Here is a 20,298-nt window from a genome sequence, read left to right on the forward strand (position 1 = left end):
GCTCGCTCCTACGATTGTTTCGGGCCAGTTTACCTGCAACAAACGTAGGAGCGAGCGCAGCTCGCGATGCGCCGCGCGGGCGGCGCTCGATTTCACAGGCGACAAACCTCTTTCGCCCTACCCCCAAAACCCCTAAACCACCTCTTCGTACGGCAACCCCACATAGTTCTCGGCGATGTTCACCAGCCCCGCCGGCGATGTCAGGAAGTACTCGCGGTCGGCCTCCTGCATCTTCTGGTCCCAGGCATCCTTGTGCTCGCCGAAGTCATGCAGCAGCTGGGTCATGAACCAGCTGAAACGCTCGCCCTTCCAGACCCGGCGCAGGGCCAGCGGCGAGTACTGCTGCAGCAGGTCGGTGCGCCCTTCGCGGTACACCTTGACCAGGATCCGGAACAGGTAGTTGACGTCGGAGGCCGCCAGGTTCAGGCCCTTGGCGCCCGTCGGCGGAACGATGTGCGCGGCATCGCCGACCAGGAACAGGTGGCCGTACTGCATCGGCTCGACCACCAGGCTGCGCAGTGGCGCGATGCTCTTTTCCAACGCAGGCCCGGTGACCAGTTGCTGTGCCACGTCTTCGGGCAGGCGCGCCTTGAGTTCGTTCCAGAAACGCTCGTCGGACCAGTCTTCCACCCGCTCTTCCAGCGGCACCTGCAGGTAGTAGCGGCTGCGCGTCTGTGAGCGCTGGCTGCACAGCGAGAAACCCCGTTCGTGGTGGGCGTAGATCAGTTCGTGGTTGACCGGTGGGGTATCGGACAGCATACCCAGCCAGCCGAACGGGTAGACCCGCTCGTACTCCTTGAGTACGCCTTCGGGAATGCTCTTGCGCGAGACGCCGTGGAAGCCATCACAGCCGGCGATGTAGTCGCAGTCCAGGCGCTGGGTCTGGCCGTCCTTTTCAAAGGTCACGTAGGGCCGTTCGCCCTTGAGTTCGTGCGGCTGCACGTTGCTGGCGCAGTAGATGATCGGCGCGCCGCTGGCTTCGCGGGCCTGCATCAGGTCGCGGGTGACTTCGGTCTGGCCGTAGACCATCACCGTCTTGCCGCCGGTCAGGCCCTTCAGGTCCAGGCGCTGGCGACGGCCAGCCACCAGCAGCTCAACGCCCTCATGGACCAGCCCTTCGCGGTCCATGCGCTCGGCGACGCCGGCTTCGCGCAGCAAGTCGACGGTGCCTTGTTCAAGCACCCCGGCGCGAATGCGGCCGAGTACGTATTCGGGGGTCTGGCGTTCGAGGATGACGGTGTCGATGCCTGCCTTGTGCAGCAACTGACCGAGCAGTAGGCCGGACGGACCGGCGCCAATGATTGCAACCTGAGTGTTCATTGTTTTTATCTCGTCGAGAGGGGGTGCCCTTGCATTTTTACTGGCAATAACCGCCAAATAAGTGTGTTATCCGATGCAAAAAATGCACTTTTAAAAAAAGCGTTCGATTAACGGACAGGCAATCACGACATGAGATCCACCCTCCCCGGCGTTCCGCTGTTCCAGCTATATGGCGAAAACCAGCACTGGCCCGGCACCGACCTGCTGCATTGCGAGTCGATCCCGGCGCGCAGCCGCCTGCATCATTGGGAAATCAAGCCGCACCAGCACGCCGAGCTGTTCCAGTTGTTGTATGTGCAGCGCGGCGAAGCTCAGGTGGAAATCGAGGGCGTGCGCAGCACCATTCTGGAAGCCGCGATACAGGTGGTGCCGCCGCTGACCGTGCATGGTTTTCGCTTCAGCGCCGATATCCAGGGCCATGTGCTGACCTTCGGCACCGCGCTGGTAGCTGACCTGGAACAGCGCCTGGGCGCGCCGCTGGGGGTGCTGGCAAAAGCGGCGTGTTACCCACTGGGCAAGGACCGCATCCAGCTGCGCGGCCTGATCGAAACGCTGCAGCAGGAATACGAGGGCAACGCCCCTGCACGGGCGGCCATGCTCGACGCGCTGGTGACCGCGCTGATGGTGTGGATCAGCCGCCGGCAGCGACTGGGGCAAGCCCCACGTAACCGCGACGAACGTGACCGGCAGCTGCTCGGGCAATACCTGCGGCTGGTCGAGGCGCATTACCGCGAACACCTGTCGGTGGAGGACTTCGCCGCGCGCCTGAACATCCCCAGCCTGCAGCTCAACCAGCTATGCCGGGCGCTGAGCGGGCAGACCGCATTGCAGGTGATCCACCAGCGCCTGCTGCTGGAGGCGCGGCGCAACCTCATCTATACGCGCATGAGCATCGGCCAGCTGTCGGACAGCCTGGGCTTCAGCGACCCGACCTACTTCACCCGCTTTTTCAAGCGCCTGAGCGGGCAGACGCCCAATGGTTACCGGCGTGCGGTGCAGCCCGACTGATCTGCTTGACGTAAACGTCAACCTGCCCTCAGGATACTGGCATACCCCACGCCGAGCCCAAGCATGAGCAGCCAGACCTACAGCATCTCCGACCTCTCCCGCGAACTGGACATCACCACCCGCGCCATCCGCTTCTATGAGGAACAGGGCCTGCTGAGCCCCGAGCGGCGTGGCCTGGAGCGCATCTATTCGGCCCGTGACAAAGTCAGCCTGAAGCTCATCCTGCGTGGCAAGCGCATCGGCTTCTCGCTGGCCGAATGCCGTGAACTGATCGAGTTGTACGACCCCAGCAGCGGCAACCTCAAGCAGCTTCACAGCATGCTGGCGAAGATCGCCGAGCGTCGCGCCCAGCTCGAACAGCAGATGCTCGACATCCACCAGATGCAACTGGAACTGGACACTGCCCAGGAGCGCTGCGAGCAGGCCCTGGCTGCCACCCTGAACAACAACGACAAACGCTGACAGGAACCCCACCATGCCCATGCCCGCAACAGTCCGCCTGGTCGAAGTCGGCCCCCGCGACGGCCTGCAGAACGAAGCCCAGCCCATCAGCGTCGCCGACAAGGTGCGCCTGGTCGACGACCTGACCGACGCCGGGCTGAGCTATATCGAGGTCGGCAGCTTCGTTTCGCCCAAATGGGTGCCGCAGATGGCGGGCTCCGCCGACGTGTTCGCCAGCATCCGCCAGCGCGCCGGTGTTACCTATGCCGCGCTGGCGCCCAACCTGCGCGGTTTCGAGGACGCCCTGGCTGCCGGGGTGAAGGAAGTGGCGGTGTTCGCCGCGGCTTCCGAGGCCTTCTCCCAGCGCAACATCAACTGCTCGATCAGCGAAAGCCTGCAGCGCTTCGAGCCGATCATGGAGGCTGCGCGCAGCCATGGCGTGCGGGTACGCGGTTACGTGTCCTGTGTGCTGGGCTGCCCTTATGAAGGCAAGGTCAGCGCCGAGCAGGTAGCACCGGTGGCCAGGGCCCTGCACGACATGGGCTGCTACGAGGTGTCGCTGGGTGACACCATCGGCACCGGCACGGCCGGAGACACCCGCCGGCTGTTCGAGGTGGTGTCGGCCGTAGTGCCCCGCGCACAACTGGCCGGCCACTTCCACGACACCTATGGCCAGGCCCTGGCCAACGTGTATGCCAGCCTGCTCGAAGGCATCAGCGTGTTCGACAGCTCGGTGGCCGGGCTGGGGGGCTGCCCTTATGCCAAGGGCGCTACCGGCAACATCGCCACCGAGGATGTGCTGTACCTGCTGCAGGGGCTGGGCATCGAGACCGGTATCGACCTCGACCGGCTGATCGCCGCCGGGCAACGCATCAGCACGGTGCTGGGCCGGGCCAACGGTTCGCGGGTGGCACGTGCGCGCAGCGCAGCATGAGTTTCATACAGGTGTCACATGAGTGTGGGTGAGTGTTACCTCCCCCACAGTTTCCAGCAAAAAATCGGGTAACAGGGAAACAAATCGACAGATTCTCAGGGCGTCGGATTTCGTCAAAACCTGTCAACCCATTGATTTTAAAGGCTTTTCAAAAGTTGGCACGGCACCTGCTATATGTTTGATACAACAACAAGAAAAACGCGATAACCAATAAAAACAACATGTAACGGCTCTGACATAACAAGAACAACACGGCAGAGGCGCAGCAAGCAGATTTTTTTGGAGTCGACAGGCTTTTCAGGGGTTCGCCCCGCGGGCTGACACAGAACAATAAAACTACCTGAAGGTAGCGGCAGTCAGGCTCGGATCCACAGGATGAATGCAGGTCAGCGCTCAAAAAAATACGTTTGCTCTTGACCCCGGATGGGGGTCGCACGCGACATCAAGGCTAGCCTACAAAAACAACAAAAGGCCGGCCTCAATAATAAAAAAAGAGCAGGCAACAACGCTTTGAGGGGAGCTTCGGCTCCCCTCAGTGCTTCCTGCCCTCCTCCTCTTTCTGCTTCTCCTCGTCCTGCCCCTCGACCTTCTCCACCAGCAGCGGCATCGTGCCCAAGACCAACAGCGCCAGCACTGTGCTGATCAGCGCCGTGGCTTCTCGCCCCATGCCTGCAGCGGTACCGATTGCCGCCGTCATCCACAGCCCCGCAGCGGTAGTCAGCCCTTTCACGTGGCTGGTGTCCTGGCCGTTACCTTTGAGAATGGTGCCTGCCCCTAGAAAGCCGATGCCGGCGACGATGCCCTGGATCACCCGGCTCAAGGCCTGTGCATCGGAGCCCGCCATGCTCGGTGCCAGCACGAACAATGCAGCGCCCAGGGATACCAGCATGTGTGTGCGCACCCCAGCGGACTTGCCTTTGTGTTCGCGCTCAAAGCCCAGCACGGCGCCGAGCACGGCCGCCATCAGCAGGCGGACGAGAATCTGGATGACTTCGCGTTCATTGGTGATGTCGGCGAATTCTGCCTGGATGGTTTGCCAGATCTGATCCATTGCATGGGTCCCGAACAGGTTAGCCTTTGAAGGTTGACCCGCACACACACAGCAAAGTGCCCACCCGGCACTCCGATGCAGCAACCTCCCAGCGCCTGTGGTCACAACCTGTAACCGCCCCCGGAGGACCGCACCATGCCCATCGAAGTCGAAGAAAGCACCCAACGCTGCACCCTCATCGGCGACAAGCTGCGCATCGAAGGCAAAGGCCCGGAGATCGAAATCATCACCGACGAACAGCTGCGCATGTCCGTGGCCATCCTCGCCGGCGAGCGCTTCCCGATCACTGAAGCCGAAGCCGACGCGCTGACCGTGGCGGGTGCGGTGGATAGCCGCAGGCACCTTAAGGCCAGCACGCCAGGCTCGGTGATCTGAGGCTCGGGACACAAATTGCGGCAATCTGATATGGTTTTTATCGCCTGACCTGAGCCTGTGCTGAAAACAGTTCGGGGGCCATAGTGCTCGTGCCTGATCGAGGCCGTAAGAGCACCGACGCCATGACCGAACGAATCCATGCCATCCAGATTGCCGCCAATGGCATCCATACCCGCAGTTTCACCGGCCTGTACCGCACGCTGCGTATTGCCTTCGCCGGCGCGCTGTTCGTGCTGTTCTTCGGCACCGCCTGGCTCGACTGGAACGGTCGCCAGGCCGTGCTGTGGGACCTGGCCGACAGCAAGTTCCACATCTTCGGCGCCACCTTTTGGCCGCAGGACTTCATCCTGCTCTCGGCGCTGCTGATCATCTGTGCCTTTGGCCTGTTCGCCATCACTGTCTACGCCGGCCGGGTGTGGTGCGGTTACAGTTGCCCACAAAGCACCTGGACCTGGCTGTTCATGTGGTGCGAAAAGGCCACCGAAGGCGACCGCAACCAGCGCATCAAGCTGGCCGCCGCGCCCTGGAGCCTGAACAAGCTGGCCCGGCGCACGCTCAAGCACAGCCTGTGGCTGGCCATCGGCGTGCTCACCGGGCTGACCTTCGTCGGCTACTTCACGCCGATCCGCCCGCTGGCCCATGAACTGTTCACCCTGCAACTGAGCGGCGTGGCGCTGTTCTGGGTACTGTTCTTCACCGCTGCCACCTATATCAATGCTGGCTTGCTGCGCGAGGCGGTGTGCCTGCACATGTGCCCTTATGCGCGCTTCCAGAGCGTGATGTTCGACAAGGACACCCTGGCCGTGGCCTACGACCCGCGCCGTGGCGAATCCCGCGGCCCGCGCAAGAAAGGCAGTGACGCCCGCGCCCAGGGCCTGGGTGATTGCATCGACTGCACCCTGTGCGTGCAGGTCTGCCCCACCGGCATCGATATCCGCGACGGCCTGCAGATGGCCTGCATCGGTTGCGCCGCCTGCATCGACGCCTGCGACAATGTGATGGACAAGATGGGTTACCCCCGCGGCCTGATCGGGTACAAGTCCGAACACAGCCTGCAAGGCGGCGCCACCCATTGGCTGCGCCCGCGCCTGCTGGGCTACGCCGCTGCGCTGGTGCTGATGATCGGCGCGCTGGTGGTGGCCCTGCAGTTGCGCCCGATGGTGTCGCTGGACGTGATCAAGGACCGCGGCCTGTTCCGCGAGAACGCTCAAGGCCAGATCGAGAACATCTACCTGCTCAAGGTCATCAACAAGACCGCGCAGCCCCAGCGTTACCACTTGCGCCTGCTCGATGCCGAAGGCTTCGAACTGCACGGCAGCACCGAGTTCAGCATCCCGGCCGGGGAAATGAGCGCGCTTCCCGTATCGGTGGCGATGCTCACCGAGCGCCCGGCAAGCAGCTCGCAGGAACTGGCCTTCGAGATCCAGGACAGCGACCAGCCCGCAGTACGCAGCGTGGCCCGCAGCCGCTTCGTGGCGCCACTGAACCGCTGATCCCTTACACTGATTATTCACCTTGCCTGCCGAGCCCCCATGAAACGCTACGAACGCTTCGCCGACGACATTGCCGAACTGATCCGCTCCGGGGTGCTCGGCCCAGGCCAGCGCGTGCCTTCGGTACGCTATGCCAGCCAGACCCACGGCGTCAGCCCGTCTACGGTGTTCCAGGCCTACTACCTGCTCGAACGCCGCGGGCTGATCCGCGCACGGCCGCGCTCGGGCTACTTCGTCAACGCCCATGCCCCGCGCCAGTTCAGTGAACCGCAGGCGCTGGAGCCACTGAGCGAATCGACCGAGGTGGACGTCAGCGGCCTGGTGTTTTCCATCCTTGACTCGATCAAGGACCCGAGCACCGTGCCGTTCGGCTCGGCCTTCCCCAGCCCCGAACTGTTCCCCTTGCAACGCCTGTCGCGCTCGCTGGCCAGCGCCAGCCGGGCCATGGACCCGCGCATGGTGGTCACCGACCTGTCGCCGGGCAACCCGCAACTGCGCCGGCAGATCGCCCTGCGCTACATGGTCGGTGGGCTGATGCTGCCGATGGAAGAACTGCTGATCACCAATGGCGCACTGGAAGCCCTGAACCTGTGCCTGCAGGCGGTCACCGAGCCCGGCGACCTGGTGGCCATCGAGGCGCCGGCCTTCTATGCCTGCCTGCAGGTACTGGAGCGGCTCAAGCTCAAGGCCGTGGAGATCCCGGTGCACCCGCGCGAGGGCATGGACCTGGCGGTGCTGGCCCAGACCCTGGACAAGCACCCGGTCAAGGCCGTGTGGTGCATGACCAACTTCCAGAACCCGGTGGGCGCGAGCATGCCCGAGGCGAAGAAGCAGGCGCTGGTCGAACTGCTGCGCCGCCACCAGGTGCCGTTGATCGAGGACGATGTCTACGCCGAGCTGTACTACTCGCAACAAGCCCCCAAACCGGCCAAGGCCTTCGACACCCAAGGCCTGGTGATGCACTGCGGCTCGTTCAGCAAAAGCCTGGCACCGGGGTATCGCATCGGCTGGGTGGCCGCCGGGCGCTTCGCGCAGAAGATCGAGCGGCTGAAACTGATGACCTCGCTGTGCGCCTCGATGCCGGCCCAGGCGGCCATCGCCGACTACCTGCAACACGGCGGCTACGACCGTCACCTGCGCAAGCTGCGCTACGCCCTGGAGGGCCAGCAGGCCAACATGCTGGCGGCCATCGCCCGCCATTTCCCGGCGCAGACCCGCGTCAGCCAGCCTTCTGGCGGCTACTTCCTGTGGCTGGAATTGCCTGAGCAGATGGACGCCCTGAAACTGTTCCACATGGCCCTGGCCCAGGGCATCAGCATCGCCCCGGGGCCGATCTTTTCGCCGACCCGGCGCTTTGGCAACTGCATTCGCCTGAACTACGGCACACCGTGGAACGAGGCCGCCGAACAGGCCATGGAAACCCTGGGGCGCATCATCCGCTCGTTCTGAAGGAAGGCCAGCACAAGTGCAGCTATAGTTGTGCGACCCACACGCTGGATCGCCCCATGCAGCCTGACGACTCGCCCCCTTCCACACAACAACTGCAGGAACGCATCGACCAGGCCCAAGCCAACAGCAAGTTGCTGGGCGAGCTGGTCGATCACAGCCAGGCCAACGTCTTCGCGGCCGATCGTAACCTTCGCCTGCTGGCGATCAACCGCACCGCGCAGGAAACCTTCAAGCGCCTGCGCGGCTTCGTGCCGCAGGTGGGCGACTACATTCCCCAGTTCATTGCCAACCAGCCCGACATCGTCAAATGGCTGGAGCCGGTCTGGCCGCGCGTGCTGGCCGGCGAGGCGTTCACCGACACCATCGCCCTCGGCCCGCCCAATGCCCTGCGCCACTACGAAATCAGCTACAACGCCTTGCGCGACGCTCAGCAGCGCATCCAGGGCGGTTACCTGTTCGCCTACGACATCAGCGAACGCGTCGCCGAACAGGAGCGCGTGCGCAAGATCGAAGAGGCCCTGCGCCAATCGCAGAAGATGGAAGCAGTCGGCCAGTTGACTGGCGGTATCGCCCACGACTTCAACAACCTGCTCGGTGGCATTCTCGGCGCCCTGGAAATGGCCGAACAACGCCAGGCCGAGCAACGTTACCAGGACACCAGCCGGCTGCTCGGTGTTGCCCGGCAAAACGCCCAACGTGCCGCCGCACTGGTACAGCGCCTGCTGGCCTTCTCGCGCCAACAGACGCTCATGCCACAGCCGGTGGACGTGCAGCAGCTGGTGGCCGGCATGCACGAGCTGATTGCCAGTTCGCTCGATGCGCGCATCACCTTCATTGACCAGACCCAAGCCGGACAGTGGCTGGTGCAGATCGACCCGCACCAACTGGAAAGCGCACTGCTCAACCTGTGCATCAATGCCCGCGACGCCATGCCGTTGGGGGGCACGCTTGCCATCGCCAGTGAAAACACTCAGCTCGATGAGCTGCAGGCACGCGCGCTGGACTTGACCGGCGGCGCCTACCTGCACGTCAGCGTCTGCGACAACGGCGTCGGCATGCCCAGCGAGGTGCTGCAGAGGGCGTTCGAGCCCTTCTATACCACCAAACCACTGGGCCAGGGCTCAGGCCTTGGGCTGTCGATCGTGTATGGGTTCGTGCGCCAGTCCGGCGGGCAGTTGCGCATCGTCAGCGAGCCGGGGCAAGGTACCTGCATCCACCTCTACTTGCCACGGGCTTCCTGTGAAGCCAACGAACCAGCCAGTGTGCCGCCACAGGTGCCAAGCGAGCAGTCCGGCTCAGCGCCGCAGGTGGTGTTGCTGGTGGAAGACCAGGACAACCTGCGGCTGCTGATCAGCGAGGTGCTCGAGGACCAGGGGCACCATGTGCATGCTTTCAGCGACGGCCGCTGTGCGCTGCAAGCTATGCAGAGCGGCTTGCGCCCGGACCTGCTGATCACCGACATCGGCCTGCCGGGCGGCATCGATGGCTACCAGGTCGCGACAGCCTGCCAGAAGTTGTCCGGCACCCTCGCCGTGCTGTACATCACCGGCTATGCCAGCAATCGGGTCGATGCCAGCCCTGGCCAGCACTGCGCCGTACTGTACAAGCCGTTCGATCTGGCGACCCTCAACCGGCAGGTTGCGCAGCTGCTGGAAAATCGCCACTTGTCGCTGTAGCCCGCTATGCGCCCGCGTTGCGTACGGGTAAAGTCTGGCCATTCATTTCTGTCGGACGTCGCCATGCCCCACCGCGACCTGCTCGCCCTGCATCAGGAAATCGAAACCCTGCGCCAACGTAACGCGCACCTGGAGAGCCAGCTGCTGCAACACGCCGATCAGGACCAGAACATCTATCGCTTTCTGTTCGACACCATGGACGAAGGCTTCTGCATCATCGAGTTCTTCGACGGCCCCCATGGCCCGCTCAGCGACTATGTGCACATTCTTGCCAACACCGCCTACGCCAAGCATGCCGGCATCCCCAACGTGGTCGGGCAGAAACTGCGCGAGATGGTGCCCGACGAGGCGGACGACTGGGTCGCTCGCTACGGTGAAGTGCTGCGCACCGGCGAGCCGCTACAGTTCGAGCAGGAGCTGGTCGCCACCGGCCATGTGCTGTCGGTGACCACCTTCCGCGTGGAGCCGGCAGAGCGCCGCCAGGTCGCGGTGCTGTTCAAGGATGTCACCGAGCGGCGCAAGGCCGAGCTGGCCTTGCAGCAGCTCAACGAAGAGCTCGAACAGCGGGTCAGTACGGCCCTGGCCGAGCGCCGCCTGTTTGCCGAGCTGGTCGACCATAGCGTGGTCAACGTGCATGTGGTCGATAGCAACCTGCGCTGGCTGGCAGTCAACCGCCAGGCCAAGCACGATTTTCATGCCTTGTACGGCCATACGCCGGAAGTCGGTGAATACCTGCCGGCAGTGGTGAGCAACCACCAGCTGACAGACGATACGCAGATCATGCCGATGTGGCAGCGGGCGCTGGCAGGCGAACAGTTCACCGAGATCGGTGCGTTCGGGCCACGCCACTATGAACTGCGTTTCAACGCCTTGCGCGACCAGGACGACAACGTGCAAGGCGCCTATCTGTTTGCCTACGACATCAGTGAGCGGGTCGAGGAACAACAGCGCCTGGCCAAGGCGGAGCAGGCGCTGCGCCAGGCGCAGAAGATGGAGGCCGTGGGCCAGCTCAGCGGTGGCATCGCCCACGACTTCAACAACCTGCTGGGCAGCATCATCAATGCTCAGGAGCTGATGCAACAACGCCTGGGCCAGCAGCGTTACGAAGAACTGGAGCCTTTGCTGGCGCTGTCCAGCGGCGCGGCGCAAAGGGCTTCATCGCTGGTGCACCGGCTGTTGGCCTTCTCGCGCCAGCAGACCTTGCAACCATGCTCGACCGAGGTCTCGGCATTGGTCAATGGCATGGAAGAACTGATACGCCGCAGCATCGGCCCTTCGATTACCTTGCGCAGTCGCTTCATGGCCAGGCTGTGGCCGACCTTCATCGACCCGCCGCAACTGGAAAGCGCCCTGCTCAACCTGTGTATCAACGCGCGTGACGCCATGCCGGGCGGCGGCACCATCGATATCCAGGGCGACAACCTCACGCTCGACAGCGAGCAGGCGCGCCCACTGGAACTGGCCGCCGGGGACTATGTGCGGCTGAGCGTGGCCGACAGCGGTCATGGTATGAGCGCCGCAGTGGCAGCGCGGGCCATCGACCCGTTCTTCTCCACCAAGCCCTTGGGCCAGGGCACCGGCCTGGGGTTATCGATGACCTACGGTTTTGTCCGCCAGTCGGGGGGCCAGCTGCGCTTGCTCTCCACCCCCGGCGAGGGCACAAGGGTCGAGCTGTACCTGCCGCGCCATCACCAACAACCAGGCGTGCCCCCTCAGCCCTTTGCGCGCAAGCCGTTGGCCAGCAGCGCGGGCGGGCAACGCATCATACTGGTGGAGGACCAGGCTGCGCTGCGCCTGGTGGTCGGCGAAGTGCTGGAAGAACTGGGCTATCAGGTCGAGGCCTTCGAGAATGGCTCTGCCGCACTGGCGCATATGCAGCAGTGCGGACAGCCCGACCTGCTGCTGAGCGATATCGGCCTGCCCGACGGTCCCAATGGCCGCCAGGTGGCTGAGCGTTGCCGGCAACGGTTTCCGCAGCTGAAAGTGCTGTTCATCACCGGCTACGACGAGAGCGCGGCGCTCAGCGATGGCCAGCTGCTGCAGGGTACCAGCGTGCTGACCAAGCCCTTCGAGCTCGAAGCGCTGGCCGAGCGGGTCCGTCAGCTGCTGGCGGATGAGCTGCCCTGACAGGCAGCCCTCAGCGCCCGCCGCCCAGGTCGATGAAGCTGCCGGTGGAGTACGAGGCCTTGTCCGACAGCAGCCAGAGGATCGCCTCGGCCACTTCCTCGGCACGGCCGCCGCGGCCCATGGGCAGGCCGGGTTCGAGCTTGGTCACGCGGTCGGGGTCACCGGACAGGGCATGGAAACCGGTGTGGATGTAACCCGGGCGCACGCCATTGACCCGCACGCCCTCACCCGCCACTTCCTTGGCCAGGCCGATGGTGAAGGTATCCAGCGCGCCTTTGGAGGCGGCGTAGTCGACGTACTCGTTGGGTGAGCCCAGGCGCGCCGCGACCGAAGACACATTGACGATCGCCCCGCCTGCCCCACCGTGGCGGCGGGCCATGCGCAGCAGCGCGTGCTTGGCGCAGAGCATGGGGCCGACGACGTTGGTCTTCATCACCTTGAGCAGGCGGAACTCGGACATATCCTCGACGCGGCTTTGCTGGCCGATGGTGCCGGCATTGTTGACCAGCGCGGTCACCGGGCCGAGTTCCTGATCGACGCGATGGAACAGCTGGATCACCTCGTCTTCGACGCTGGCGTCGGCACGCACGGTGATGGCTTCGGCACCGAGGGCGCGGACCTGGGCGAGGATGCTTTCAGCGGCCTGGTCGTCGGCGTGGTAGTTGATGCAGATGCGATAGCCCTCGCGGGCGGCCTGCAGGGCGGTGGCGGCACCGATGCCACGGCTGGCACCAGTGATGACGATGACGTTGTGCATGGCGATTGATGGATCGTTGAGGGGCGGAGGCCCGACAATAGGTGAAAAATCCTGACAATGGAATGACCGTCACGTCTTGACAAACTATGGCGCGCCCCGATGCGGCCGACCCTGCTGAAACCTGTGCTACCTTGCGCAGCTTGTTTCGAAAAGGAATAAGACGTCGATGGAATTGACGAACATTTTTGCACCGCAAAACCGCCGTTTGATCAAGCTCACCACCCCCATCCAGGACGACCAGGCGTTGTTGCTGGAACACTTCAGCGGTAATGAAGGGTTGTCCACGCTGTTCAGTTTCGAGCTGGCGCTGATCAGCCAGGATGCCAGGCTCGAACTCAAATCATTGATGGGCCAGCCCGCCCTTATGGAGATTGAACTGGCCGACGGCGGCGGGCGCCCTATCCATGGCCACATCACCCGCTTCAACCTGCTGGGCAGCGACGGAGGCCTGGCGCGCTACAGCGCGACACTGAGCCCCTGGCTGTGGATGCTGACGCGCCGCGTCGACTCGCGGATCTTTCAAGAGCAGACCATCGAAGCGGTCATTCGCACGGTGTTCGAGCATTACGGCGGGTTGCGCCAATTCGAGTTTCGCCTGTACAAGCCACTCAAATCCCACAGCTACATCACCCAGTACCGCGAAACCGACCTGAACTTCGTCTTGCGCTTGCTGGAGCAGGATGGTCTGTTCTTCTACTTCGATCACAGCCACGACGGGCACAGCCTGATCATCACCGATCGATCCCAGGGCCTGGAAGCGCTGCCCGAACAACCGCGAATCCGCTACCACAGCGCCTTTGTTACCGAGACCAGTGATTCGATCACCCAGTGGCGCAGCCACCGGGCCTTGCAACCGGGCAAGATGGCCATCCAGACGTTCGACTACAAGCAGCCCAGAAATCCGTTGTCCGTAGACATGGTCAGCCTCAATGAGCAAGGCGACGCCCCGCCCTACGAGGTCTACGATTTTTTCGGTGCCTACAGCCATGGCCTGCGCGATGAGGGCGAAGCGCTGGTGCGTCGCCACCTGGAGATCATCGAAGCCCAGGCCAAGACCTTCACCGGCAGCAGCAACTGCCGGGCCATGCGGCCGGGCTACAGCTTCGAACTGACCCAGCACTTCGACCATGAACACGGCCCGGCAGACGCTCGCCAGTTCCTGCTGGTGTCGGTCGCGCATCAGGGTCGCAACAATTACTTCTCCGATGAGCCCGCAGGTTACGACAACCAGTTTGTCTGTATTCGCCAGAGCATCCCTTACCGCCACCCGATCAGCGTGCCGCGCCCCACCATCAACGGGCCGCTCAGTGCGATCGTGGTCGGGCCGGAGGGCGAAGAAGTCTTTACCGATGAGCTGGCGCGTATCCAGGTCAGGTTCCACTGGCAGCGCGGCGACAGCCTGCCGCAGGGCACCACCTGGGTGCGGGTAGCGATGCCCAGCGCCGGCAATGGCTTCGGCCATCAGTTCTTGCCACGTATCGGCCAGGAAGTGCTGGTCACCTTCCTGGCCGGCGATATCGACCGCCCGGTGGTCACCTCGGTGCTGTACAACGCCGACCACACGCCGCCGCGCTTCAGCAAAGCCTCAGGCCTGCCAGGCAACCGCACGCTCTCCGGCATCCAGACCCAGGAGCACCAGGGCCGCGGTTTCAACGAGCTGTTGTTCGACGACACACCAGGCGCCCTGCGTGCCCGCGTCGGTACCACGCACCACGCCACGGCACTCAACCTGGGCAAGCTCACCGAGCCACGCACTGACGGCCAGGCCAAGGCCCGAGGCAACGGTGCCGAACTGCGCACCGACGCCGCGATTGCCCTGCGCGCCGCCCAGGGCCTGTTGCTGACCACCTACGCACGGCAGGACGCCACGGGGGCGCAGCTGGACCGCGAAGAACTGCTCAAGCTGCTGGCCGAGTGTGGCGAACTGTTCAAGAACCTCGGGCAAACGGCCGCCGCACGAGGCGGTGCAGCCATGAACAGCGAGGGTATCGACGCCTTGAGTCAGGCCCTGAACCAGTGGCCTGCGCCCGACAGCGATAGCCCCGGCGAACCCGTCATGGCCGTTGCGGCAGAAGCGGGTATTGCCAGTGCCACACCGCGCTCGCAACTCCACTACGCCGGCGCCAACCACGACACCACCGCCCAGGACCATCTGCAGTTGACCAGCGGCGCCGCCATGCGCCTGCAGGCCGGCAAGGGCATCAGTGCCTTCGCTCAGGATGAAGGCATCAGTGCCATCGCCAACCGCGGCAAAGTGCTGGTCCAGGCTCAGGAAGACGACATCACCGTCAATGCGCAGAAGAACCTGCACCTGTCAGCCGCCGAAGGCGAGGTAGTCGTCACCGCACCCACCATTCGTTTGGTGGCCGACGATGGCAGTTACATCAAGATCGGTGGCGGCGTCGAAATTGGCAGCCAGGGCAAGGTGATCGTCCATGCCAGCGAGCATGACTGGGTCGGCGCTAAAACCGACAGCGCCCAGGTGCCGGCCTTCACCCGCGACCCGGCGGCACAACGCCTGGCCTTCCACTACCCAGGGCATGCCGACGACAGCGTGCGCATGGCCGTAGACCACGCCTACCAGATCAAACTTGAAGACGGCAGTACCGTGCAAGGCCTGACTGACGCCAGCGGGCTCACCGAACACGTCGAGCGCGAGGCGATGCACCAGGCACAAGTGGCTGCGCTGCGCAGCACCAGCAGCAAAGGAGGCAGCCAATGAGTGGCGATCAAATTACCGTGGCTGAAAGCGTCACTCGGTTGATGCCCAACTTCAGTACCGAACGCAAAATGGAAGTGCCCGCCGACCTGCCAGGGGTGGTGATTTTCTTGCACGGTGTGAATGACCCGGGGGCTTCCTACGAGTCGGTGGAGACAGGGTTGTGCCAAGGGGTGAACGAGCGTTTGGACCGGCCTGACCTGAAGGCGGGGCGGTATGGGGCTGACTACAGTGCTGCAAAAAAAATCCCAACTGAAGAACTCGGTGAGGATCATAAAGCCACACTCGACGACCCAGACACGTTCCTTTATCAGCGAGATGCGGACACCCCCAAAACCCGCAGCCTGATGATCCCGTTTTACTGGGGCTATCGCGCTGAGCCTGGCGAGATCAAGCGCGATAAAAACGACGACCCGACCAAACTGCGCGGCCAATACCAGGACGTATTCGAAAACCGTCTGGACCGGCATTTCGCCAAAGGCGGCGGGTTCTTCGCCAATGCCACCAACAACCTGCTGGAGATGTACAGCCCAGGCTTTGCCAAGGTTATCCGGCATCTCGCACAACCCATGCTCTCCAACACCCAGTACATGGGTAAAGGGCCACACCGGCGTTACTTTGTGCTCGCAGCAACGCGATTGGCCATGTTGGTCAGTGAGATCCGCCGTGTATCGCCTGATGAAACCATCACCATCATGGGCCACAGTCAAGGCACCTTGATTACCCTGCTTGCGCAAGCCCTGTTGATCGACAAGGGCCAACGCTGTGCCGACACCGTCATCATGGTGGACACGCCTTACAGTGTGCTGCCCAAAACCACCCCCAAAGGCCATGACACGCTCGCCACATTGATCAACATCGCCACCGCAGTCACCCAGGCGCCCCACGCCCAGCCGCCGCTGTCCGCACTCAGGGACAGCAAGACCTACGGCGGTCGCACGGGCCCCAGGTGGTCCCCCATACAGGGCTCGCGCAGGGACACGGTCGGCAACTTCACCGTTTTTCCCGAGCGTGATAATCGCGGCAAGGTTTACCTGTACTTCTGCCCGGACGACACCACCGTCGCCCTGGACGACGTGCATGGCATCGGTACCTATGGGGTACCCAATGCCTTGCCGGACGGCAAACCGGCGATGGCGGCGTTGCAGTCCGTGCGATTTTACCAGCGCCTGTGGACCAAGCGTCATCGCGACGGTAAGCCGGTACTGGTCGGCGACGCCATACAACAAACGGTGCTGCGTGCCAAAGGGGAACCCCGCTACCCTGGCGGGTGGTCAGGCGGCGCTATCGCCTCGCAAGCGCCAATAGCAAAAGGTGAAGAAGTGCTGATCAATGCCGAACCTTTGACTCCCCCCCATGCTCCTAAGCTGTTTGGCGGCGAGGCAAAGGAGGGCACACCCACACAGGCAGGCATGGACAGCCCCGATGACGTGAGTATCCGCTCCGCGCTGGGCAATCCGAAAGCCCGCTTCAAATGGTTCAAGGTGCGTACCAGCCCTCATCGCGTGAACACGGATGAAGAACTGGCCCGGTGGAACGCTGGCAAAGAGCCCGGTGATCAAACTTCAGCCATAAGCCAAGCTGCCGTGCATCGAGGCTCAGAGGTGAAGGAGTACGTCATTTACCGTGAAGAAACGCCTAATGAAATTCAGAAGCGGATGCCTGAAGATCCGAAAGAAAGGGAGGCAAACAGCTACCACTCGGCTGTTTTGCGCAGCCCGGAAAACCAGCGCTGGGTAACGGCGATGGACATTGCTATTGGCCAGGCTCACAGCCTTGATGATCCGGATATGCGGGAGCTGTTGGTTGCGATTGCGGATTGGAAGATAGATAAAAGAAAATTACAGAAGATCAATGAATTACCGGCTTGGTCGCGACTAAGCGGAGAGGCTCAAACATTAGTTAATGCCAGTAGTGATTATTACCAATTTGGCCTGTTCCCACCTTCAAGCCTAGTCTCGCTCACTCCACCGTCTCTGGTGGCCAAAGCACCTGAAAGTGGAGCCAGTCGATGAAGGACTACCCATCCTCCCCTAAGACACGGCCCAACCTGAAACCTTATCAGCTGATCGCCGGGGTGCTAATTGTGCTCTGGCTCAGCTTCATCTGGATTGTCCAACTCAAAGCACAGGAGACCGGCATGGTACTTCGCGACATGAAACCCGTCATGGCCTGGGGCATTGCCGCTATTGTCGGTCCGCTACTGATGATCTTCGGCATCCATTGGTGGGGCAATGCCCTGGCGAGTGAGAAGGCAGAGTTTGCCAATTATCGAAACCAGATGGAGCTCAGAAACGCCGAAATACAGGCCACCCAGGTCCGCACCTACGCCCTAGAAATTCGAGGCGTCGGAATTGGAATTCACACAGATGGTCAGTCCAAAATCTGGCAGTTCATCAAAAAGAAAAACGACAACTTCGCGTCGATCTACCCGCAGGACGCTAAAGACTACAACCCATCATTAACATCCAGGGAAAACTCAGCAGACATCAAAGCCCGTATCGCATTCAAAAATTCGGCAGGTGAGGCAGTAGCGTACTGGCCAATCCCGGTGTTTTCGCTGGGGCCGCCCGACCCGTACGCAAAAGGGTATAGAGCAGCAGGCCTGATCAATGAAGGGCGTAATGCAGCAACCTTGGGCGTTACCCAGTTTCTGTGGCAAGACGATCAAAACACTACCCATGCCCAAGGCATGATCGAGCGACTGTTCACGTTTTTTGACGATAACCCCAAGGTGCCCCAGGCCTTGATCGCGAGCCAGGACGGTGACGTGGCGCGTGACCCTTATCGCAAACCGGGCACACGGGGATTGCAAAATGGCCACGTGGTTCCAACGATCTACGAAAACGCGACTGGCCTGCTGGTCACACGCTCGGACCGAGTGGACCGCTACATTCGCCCCTTCGTCACCCGCGACGCCGAGGACAATCAGGACAAAAAAACTGACTTTGGCAAGTTGTGGGCGTTTTATTGGGACCGGAGCAAGACATTTCTAGACTGGTATAAAGCCGACGAACATGCCAAAGGCGCTAAAGCGCCAGCACTCTCCTACACCATGTCCAGCGCCTACTGGCAATCGCAACTGCCCACCTTGTGGAAAACCATCGACAACCGCGGCCCAGGCCATTTCGAACCGTCCCCCTGGCTGCCCGTGCGTTGGGCCGAACACCAGCTGAAGGAGTTCGACGCAGCGCCGGTGCTGGGCTACCTGCACCGTCCGATCAAGGTCTCGATGCAGGACGAACACGGCAAGCGCCTCAAACCCGCATTGCAGGCCAAGGCCTTGCAAGCAGGCTGGCTCAAGGCCCTCGACACCCTGCCCGCTGGGCAAAAACCGGTGCGCGTGTTCTACGACACCACTAACAACGCTGAAGCAGAAATCGCCCTGACCAATGCCCTGCACAGCCTCAATACCGATGGCCAAGGCCTGGACGTGGGCAATGTCGACGAGGGCTATGACATCGGTCGACGCCTGGGCAATACCGGTGTCAGCAGCGCGCTGGTGGAAATCAACCTGGCCACCATCGCCAGCTACCTCGATGGCGGTGCCAGTGCCGTGGTGTACGCCGGCAGCGACGGCAGCCTCACCGTGCAGATGATCAGCCCGCCAGATGAGGCACGCAAAGCGAAGAACCAGCAGAACCGTGGCGCTGACCCGTTCAAGTATGGCCTCCCAAGTATCGGACGATCCTAGGCATGAACCCTCCCATTTGTCTGGGCGACCCCACCAGCAGCGGGGGCAGCGTACTGTCATGCCAGCTGGCCGGCACCCACACCGTCAACGGTAAAACGCCAGCGGTGCTGGGCGACAAGGCCAGTTGCCCGCTTCACCAAGGGGTTTTTGCCTTTATCGAAGGGCATCCAAGCCGACGCCTGAACGGTAAGCCGGTAGTGCTGCAAGGCCATCGGCTGGCCTGCGGGTGTCACGGCGTGGCCAGCCATGCGCTGAGTGTGAGCGTCACGTAGTCACGAGATTCAGAACACCAACTTCGAACCCCATCAGCGGATCGCCAGAGTACAGCTTGTGCTCTGGCTCTGCTTCATCTGGATTGTCCAACTCTAAGCACAGGAACCGGCATGGTACTTCGCGACATGAACCCCGTCATGGCCTGGGCATTTACGCAAGGTGAGTTGGGCGGACGCTTACCCTAGGCGGGCTTAATCCTTTGTTCTAACTCGGTATAGTCCAGTTTCCCCAGCAACAACTCCCGCGTTGACGATCATCAAATAAGGGGTCTTTTGCGGGTACTTGGAACGGTTGCGGCTTTTGCTCTCAGAAGGGTTGTCTGGGCTACCGACCGGAAACTGCCAGAGTAAAACGCCGTCAGCTGATAATGCGCACGTTAGCGGAATCATTTTCCTTCCCTCCGCGAGCAGCTCTTTCTGTATATCTTCGGGTATGCCAACGTTCAGCGGCACGCGCTCCCAGTCGTCAGGTGAGTCACCTTGGACAAACACTACAAAGCCGTCGCCATCTTTAACAATTTTCAAAACTGCTTCATTATCGGGACGATTGGCGAAACTACCGACAAATCCGTCACAGGCGTAATCAGCCGCCGTTGCTGTCGCGCCAAAGGTCAGTGCAATGAGCGAAAGAAGCGTAATACGGGTTACTTTCGAGACTGGCAAACGGAGAAATTTACGCATGAATAGTCCTTTATCGATGTGATTTGACTCAGGGTGTAATCCAACACCAACAAGGGCCTTATTCTACGCGATAGCGGTGGATCTGTCAGGCTGCGAAGATATCGATGCGCTGCTGAAGTTTTGCAAGACGGATCGCTGGCGCTGCTGATTTATTTTGCTTTTGCTTTTGCTTTTGCTTTTGCTTTTGCTCTGCTTCTAAGCGCGCGGTAGTTCAGCAAACGCCGAATGCGACTTCAGGAGGCCGAGCGCAGGTCTTGCGGAGGGAGGTGACGGGCATGGATGCCCGTCAAGCGCTGCGGCC

At 62.1% G+C, this 20,298-nt stretch carries 16 protein-coding genes; 12 read left to right on the forward strand and 4 right to left on the reverse strand.

The window, feature by feature from the left end; genetic code table 11:
• Nucleotides 1-132: 132 nt before the first annotated feature.
• Nucleotides 133-1,320, reverse strand: a complete 1,188-nt coding sequence (gene pobA, locus ABE528_RS26860) for a 4-hydroxybenzoate 3-monooxygenase (RefSeq protein ID WP_346654576.1) — start codon at nt 1,318-1,320, stop codon at nt 133-135.
• A 129-nt stretch (nt 1,321-1,449) separates the two neighbouring features.
• On the opposite strand from pobA, the gene ABE528_RS26865 reads away from it, so the two are divergent.
• The 3 genes from ABE528_RS26865 (at nt 1,450) to ABE528_RS26875 (ending at nt 3,703) form a co-directional block, all read left to right on the forward strand.
• Nucleotides 1,450-2,328: a helix-turn-helix domain-containing protein gene (locus tag ABE528_RS26865; RefSeq protein WP_346654577.1), complete on the forward strand. Its 879-nt coding sequence runs from the start codon at nt 1,450-1,452 to the stop codon at nt 2,326-2,328.
• Between the two features lie 63 nt (nt 2,329-2,391).
• Nucleotides 2,392-2,790 carry a MerR family DNA-binding transcriptional regulator gene (locus ABE528_RS26870; protein ID WP_060513138.1) on the forward strand — a complete coding sequence of 133 codons (399 nt, stop codon included), beginning with the start codon at nt 2,392-2,394 and terminating at the stop codon, nt 2,788-2,790.
• A gap of 13 nt (nt 2,791-2,803) precedes the next feature.
• The gene (locus ABE528_RS26875; RefSeq protein WP_346654578.1) at nt 2,804-3,703 is read left to right on the forward strand and encodes a hydroxymethylglutaryl-CoA lyase; all 900 of its coding nucleotides are present in this window, start codon (nt 2,804-2,806) and stop codon (nt 3,701-3,703) included.
• Nucleotides 3,704-4,235: 532 nt separating this feature from the next.
• Here the strand turns inward: ABE528_RS26875 and ABE528_RS26880 are convergent.
• Nucleotides 4,236-4,754 (reverse strand): MgtC/SapB family protein, encoded by a 519-nt coding sequence (locus tag ABE528_RS26880; RefSeq protein ID WP_152956896.1) that lies wholly within the window; start codon nt 4,752-4,754, stop codon nt 4,236-4,238.
• Between the two features lie 135 nt (nt 4,755-4,889).
• On the opposite strand from ABE528_RS26880, the gene ABE528_RS26885 reads away from it, so the two are divergent.
• The 5 genes from ABE528_RS26885 to ABE528_RS26905 all read left to right on the forward strand — a co-directional run bounded on the left by ABE528_RS26885 (nt 4,890) and on the right by ABE528_RS26905 (nt 11,874).
• Nucleotides 4,890-5,129 carry a DUF3203 family protein gene (locus ABE528_RS26885; protein ID WP_152956895.1) on the forward strand — a complete coding sequence of 80 codons (240 nt, stop codon included), beginning with the start codon at nt 4,890-4,892 and terminating at the stop codon, nt 5,127-5,129.
• A 122-nt stretch (nt 5,130-5,251) separates the two neighbouring features.
• Nucleotides 5,252-6,622, forward strand: coding sequence for a cytochrome c oxidase accessory protein CcoG (ccoG, locus tag ABE528_RS26890; protein WP_346654579.1), 1,371 nt, complete (start codon nt 5,252-5,254; stop codon nt 6,620-6,622).
• Between the two features lie 39 nt (nt 6,623-6,661).
• On the forward strand, nt 6,662-8,071 hold the full coding sequence (gene mapR, locus ABE528_RS26895) for a GntR family transcriptional regulator MpaR (RefSeq protein WP_152956893.1): 1,410 nt from the start codon (nt 6,662-6,664) through the stop codon (nt 8,069-8,071).
• 56 nt (nt 8,072-8,127) lie between these two features.
• Nucleotides 8,128-9,747, forward strand: a complete 1,620-nt coding sequence (locus ABE528_RS26900; RefSeq protein ID WP_346654580.1) for an ATP-binding protein — start codon at nt 8,128-8,130, stop codon at nt 9,745-9,747.
• A 63-nt stretch (nt 9,748-9,810) separates the two neighbouring features.
• Complete coding sequence (locus tag ABE528_RS26905) at nt 9,811-11,874, forward strand: PAS domain-containing protein (protein WP_346654581.1); 2,064 nt, start codon at nt 9,811-9,813, stop codon at nt 11,872-11,874.
• Between the two features lie 10 nt (nt 11,875-11,884).
• Here ABE528_RS26905 and ABE528_RS26910 read toward each other — a convergent pair whose 3' ends face one another.
• The gene (locus ABE528_RS26910; RefSeq protein WP_152956890.1) at nt 11,885-12,631 is read right to left on the reverse strand and encodes an SDR family oxidoreductase; all 747 of its coding nucleotides are present in this window, start codon (nt 12,629-12,631) and stop codon (nt 11,885-11,887) included.
• A 166-nt stretch (nt 12,632-12,797) separates the two neighbouring features.
• On the opposite strand from ABE528_RS26910, the gene tssI reads away from it, so the two are divergent.
• Genes tssI through ABE528_RS26930 form a run of 4 tightly spaced genes read left to right on the forward strand, consistent with a single transcriptional unit; the run spans nt 12,798 to nt 19,316 of the window.
• A complete protein-coding gene (gene tssI, locus ABE528_RS26915; RefSeq protein WP_346654582.1) occupies nt 12,798-15,353 on the forward strand; it encodes a type VI secretion system tip protein TssI/VgrG in 2,556 nt (851 codons plus the stop codon).
• The gene (locus ABE528_RS26920) at nt 15,350-17,365 is read left to right on the forward strand and encodes a DUF3274 domain-containing protein (protein WP_346654583.1); all 2,016 of its coding nucleotides are present in this window, start codon (nt 15,350-15,352) and stop codon (nt 17,363-17,365) included. Before tssI ends, ABE528_RS26920 begins: the two co-directional genes overlap by 4 nt.
• On the forward strand, nt 17,362-19,044 hold the full coding sequence (locus tag ABE528_RS26925) for a DUF2875 family protein (RefSeq protein WP_346654584.1): 1,683 nt from the start codon (nt 17,362-17,364) through the stop codon (nt 19,042-19,044). Before ABE528_RS26920 ends, ABE528_RS26925 begins: the two co-directional genes overlap by 4 nt.
• Before the next feature lie 2 nt (nt 19,045-19,046).
• On the forward strand, nt 19,047-19,316 hold the full coding sequence (locus ABE528_RS26930) for a PAAR domain-containing protein (protein ID WP_346654585.1): 270 nt from the start codon (nt 19,047-19,049) through the stop codon (nt 19,314-19,316).
• Between the two features lie 192 nt (nt 19,317-19,508).
• Here the strand turns inward: ABE528_RS26930 and ABE528_RS26935 are convergent, their stop codons facing one another.
• Entirely contained in the window at nt 19,509-19,997 is a 489-nt protein-coding gene (locus ABE528_RS26935) for a hypothetical protein (protein WP_346654586.1), read from the reverse strand.
• Nucleotides 19,998-20,298: the final 301 nt, after the last annotated feature.

The organism is Pseudomonas sp. TWI628 (genome assembly GCF_039673865.1).
Lineage (GTDB): Bacteria > Pseudomonadota > Gammaproteobacteria > Pseudomonadales > Pseudomonadaceae > Aquipseudomonas.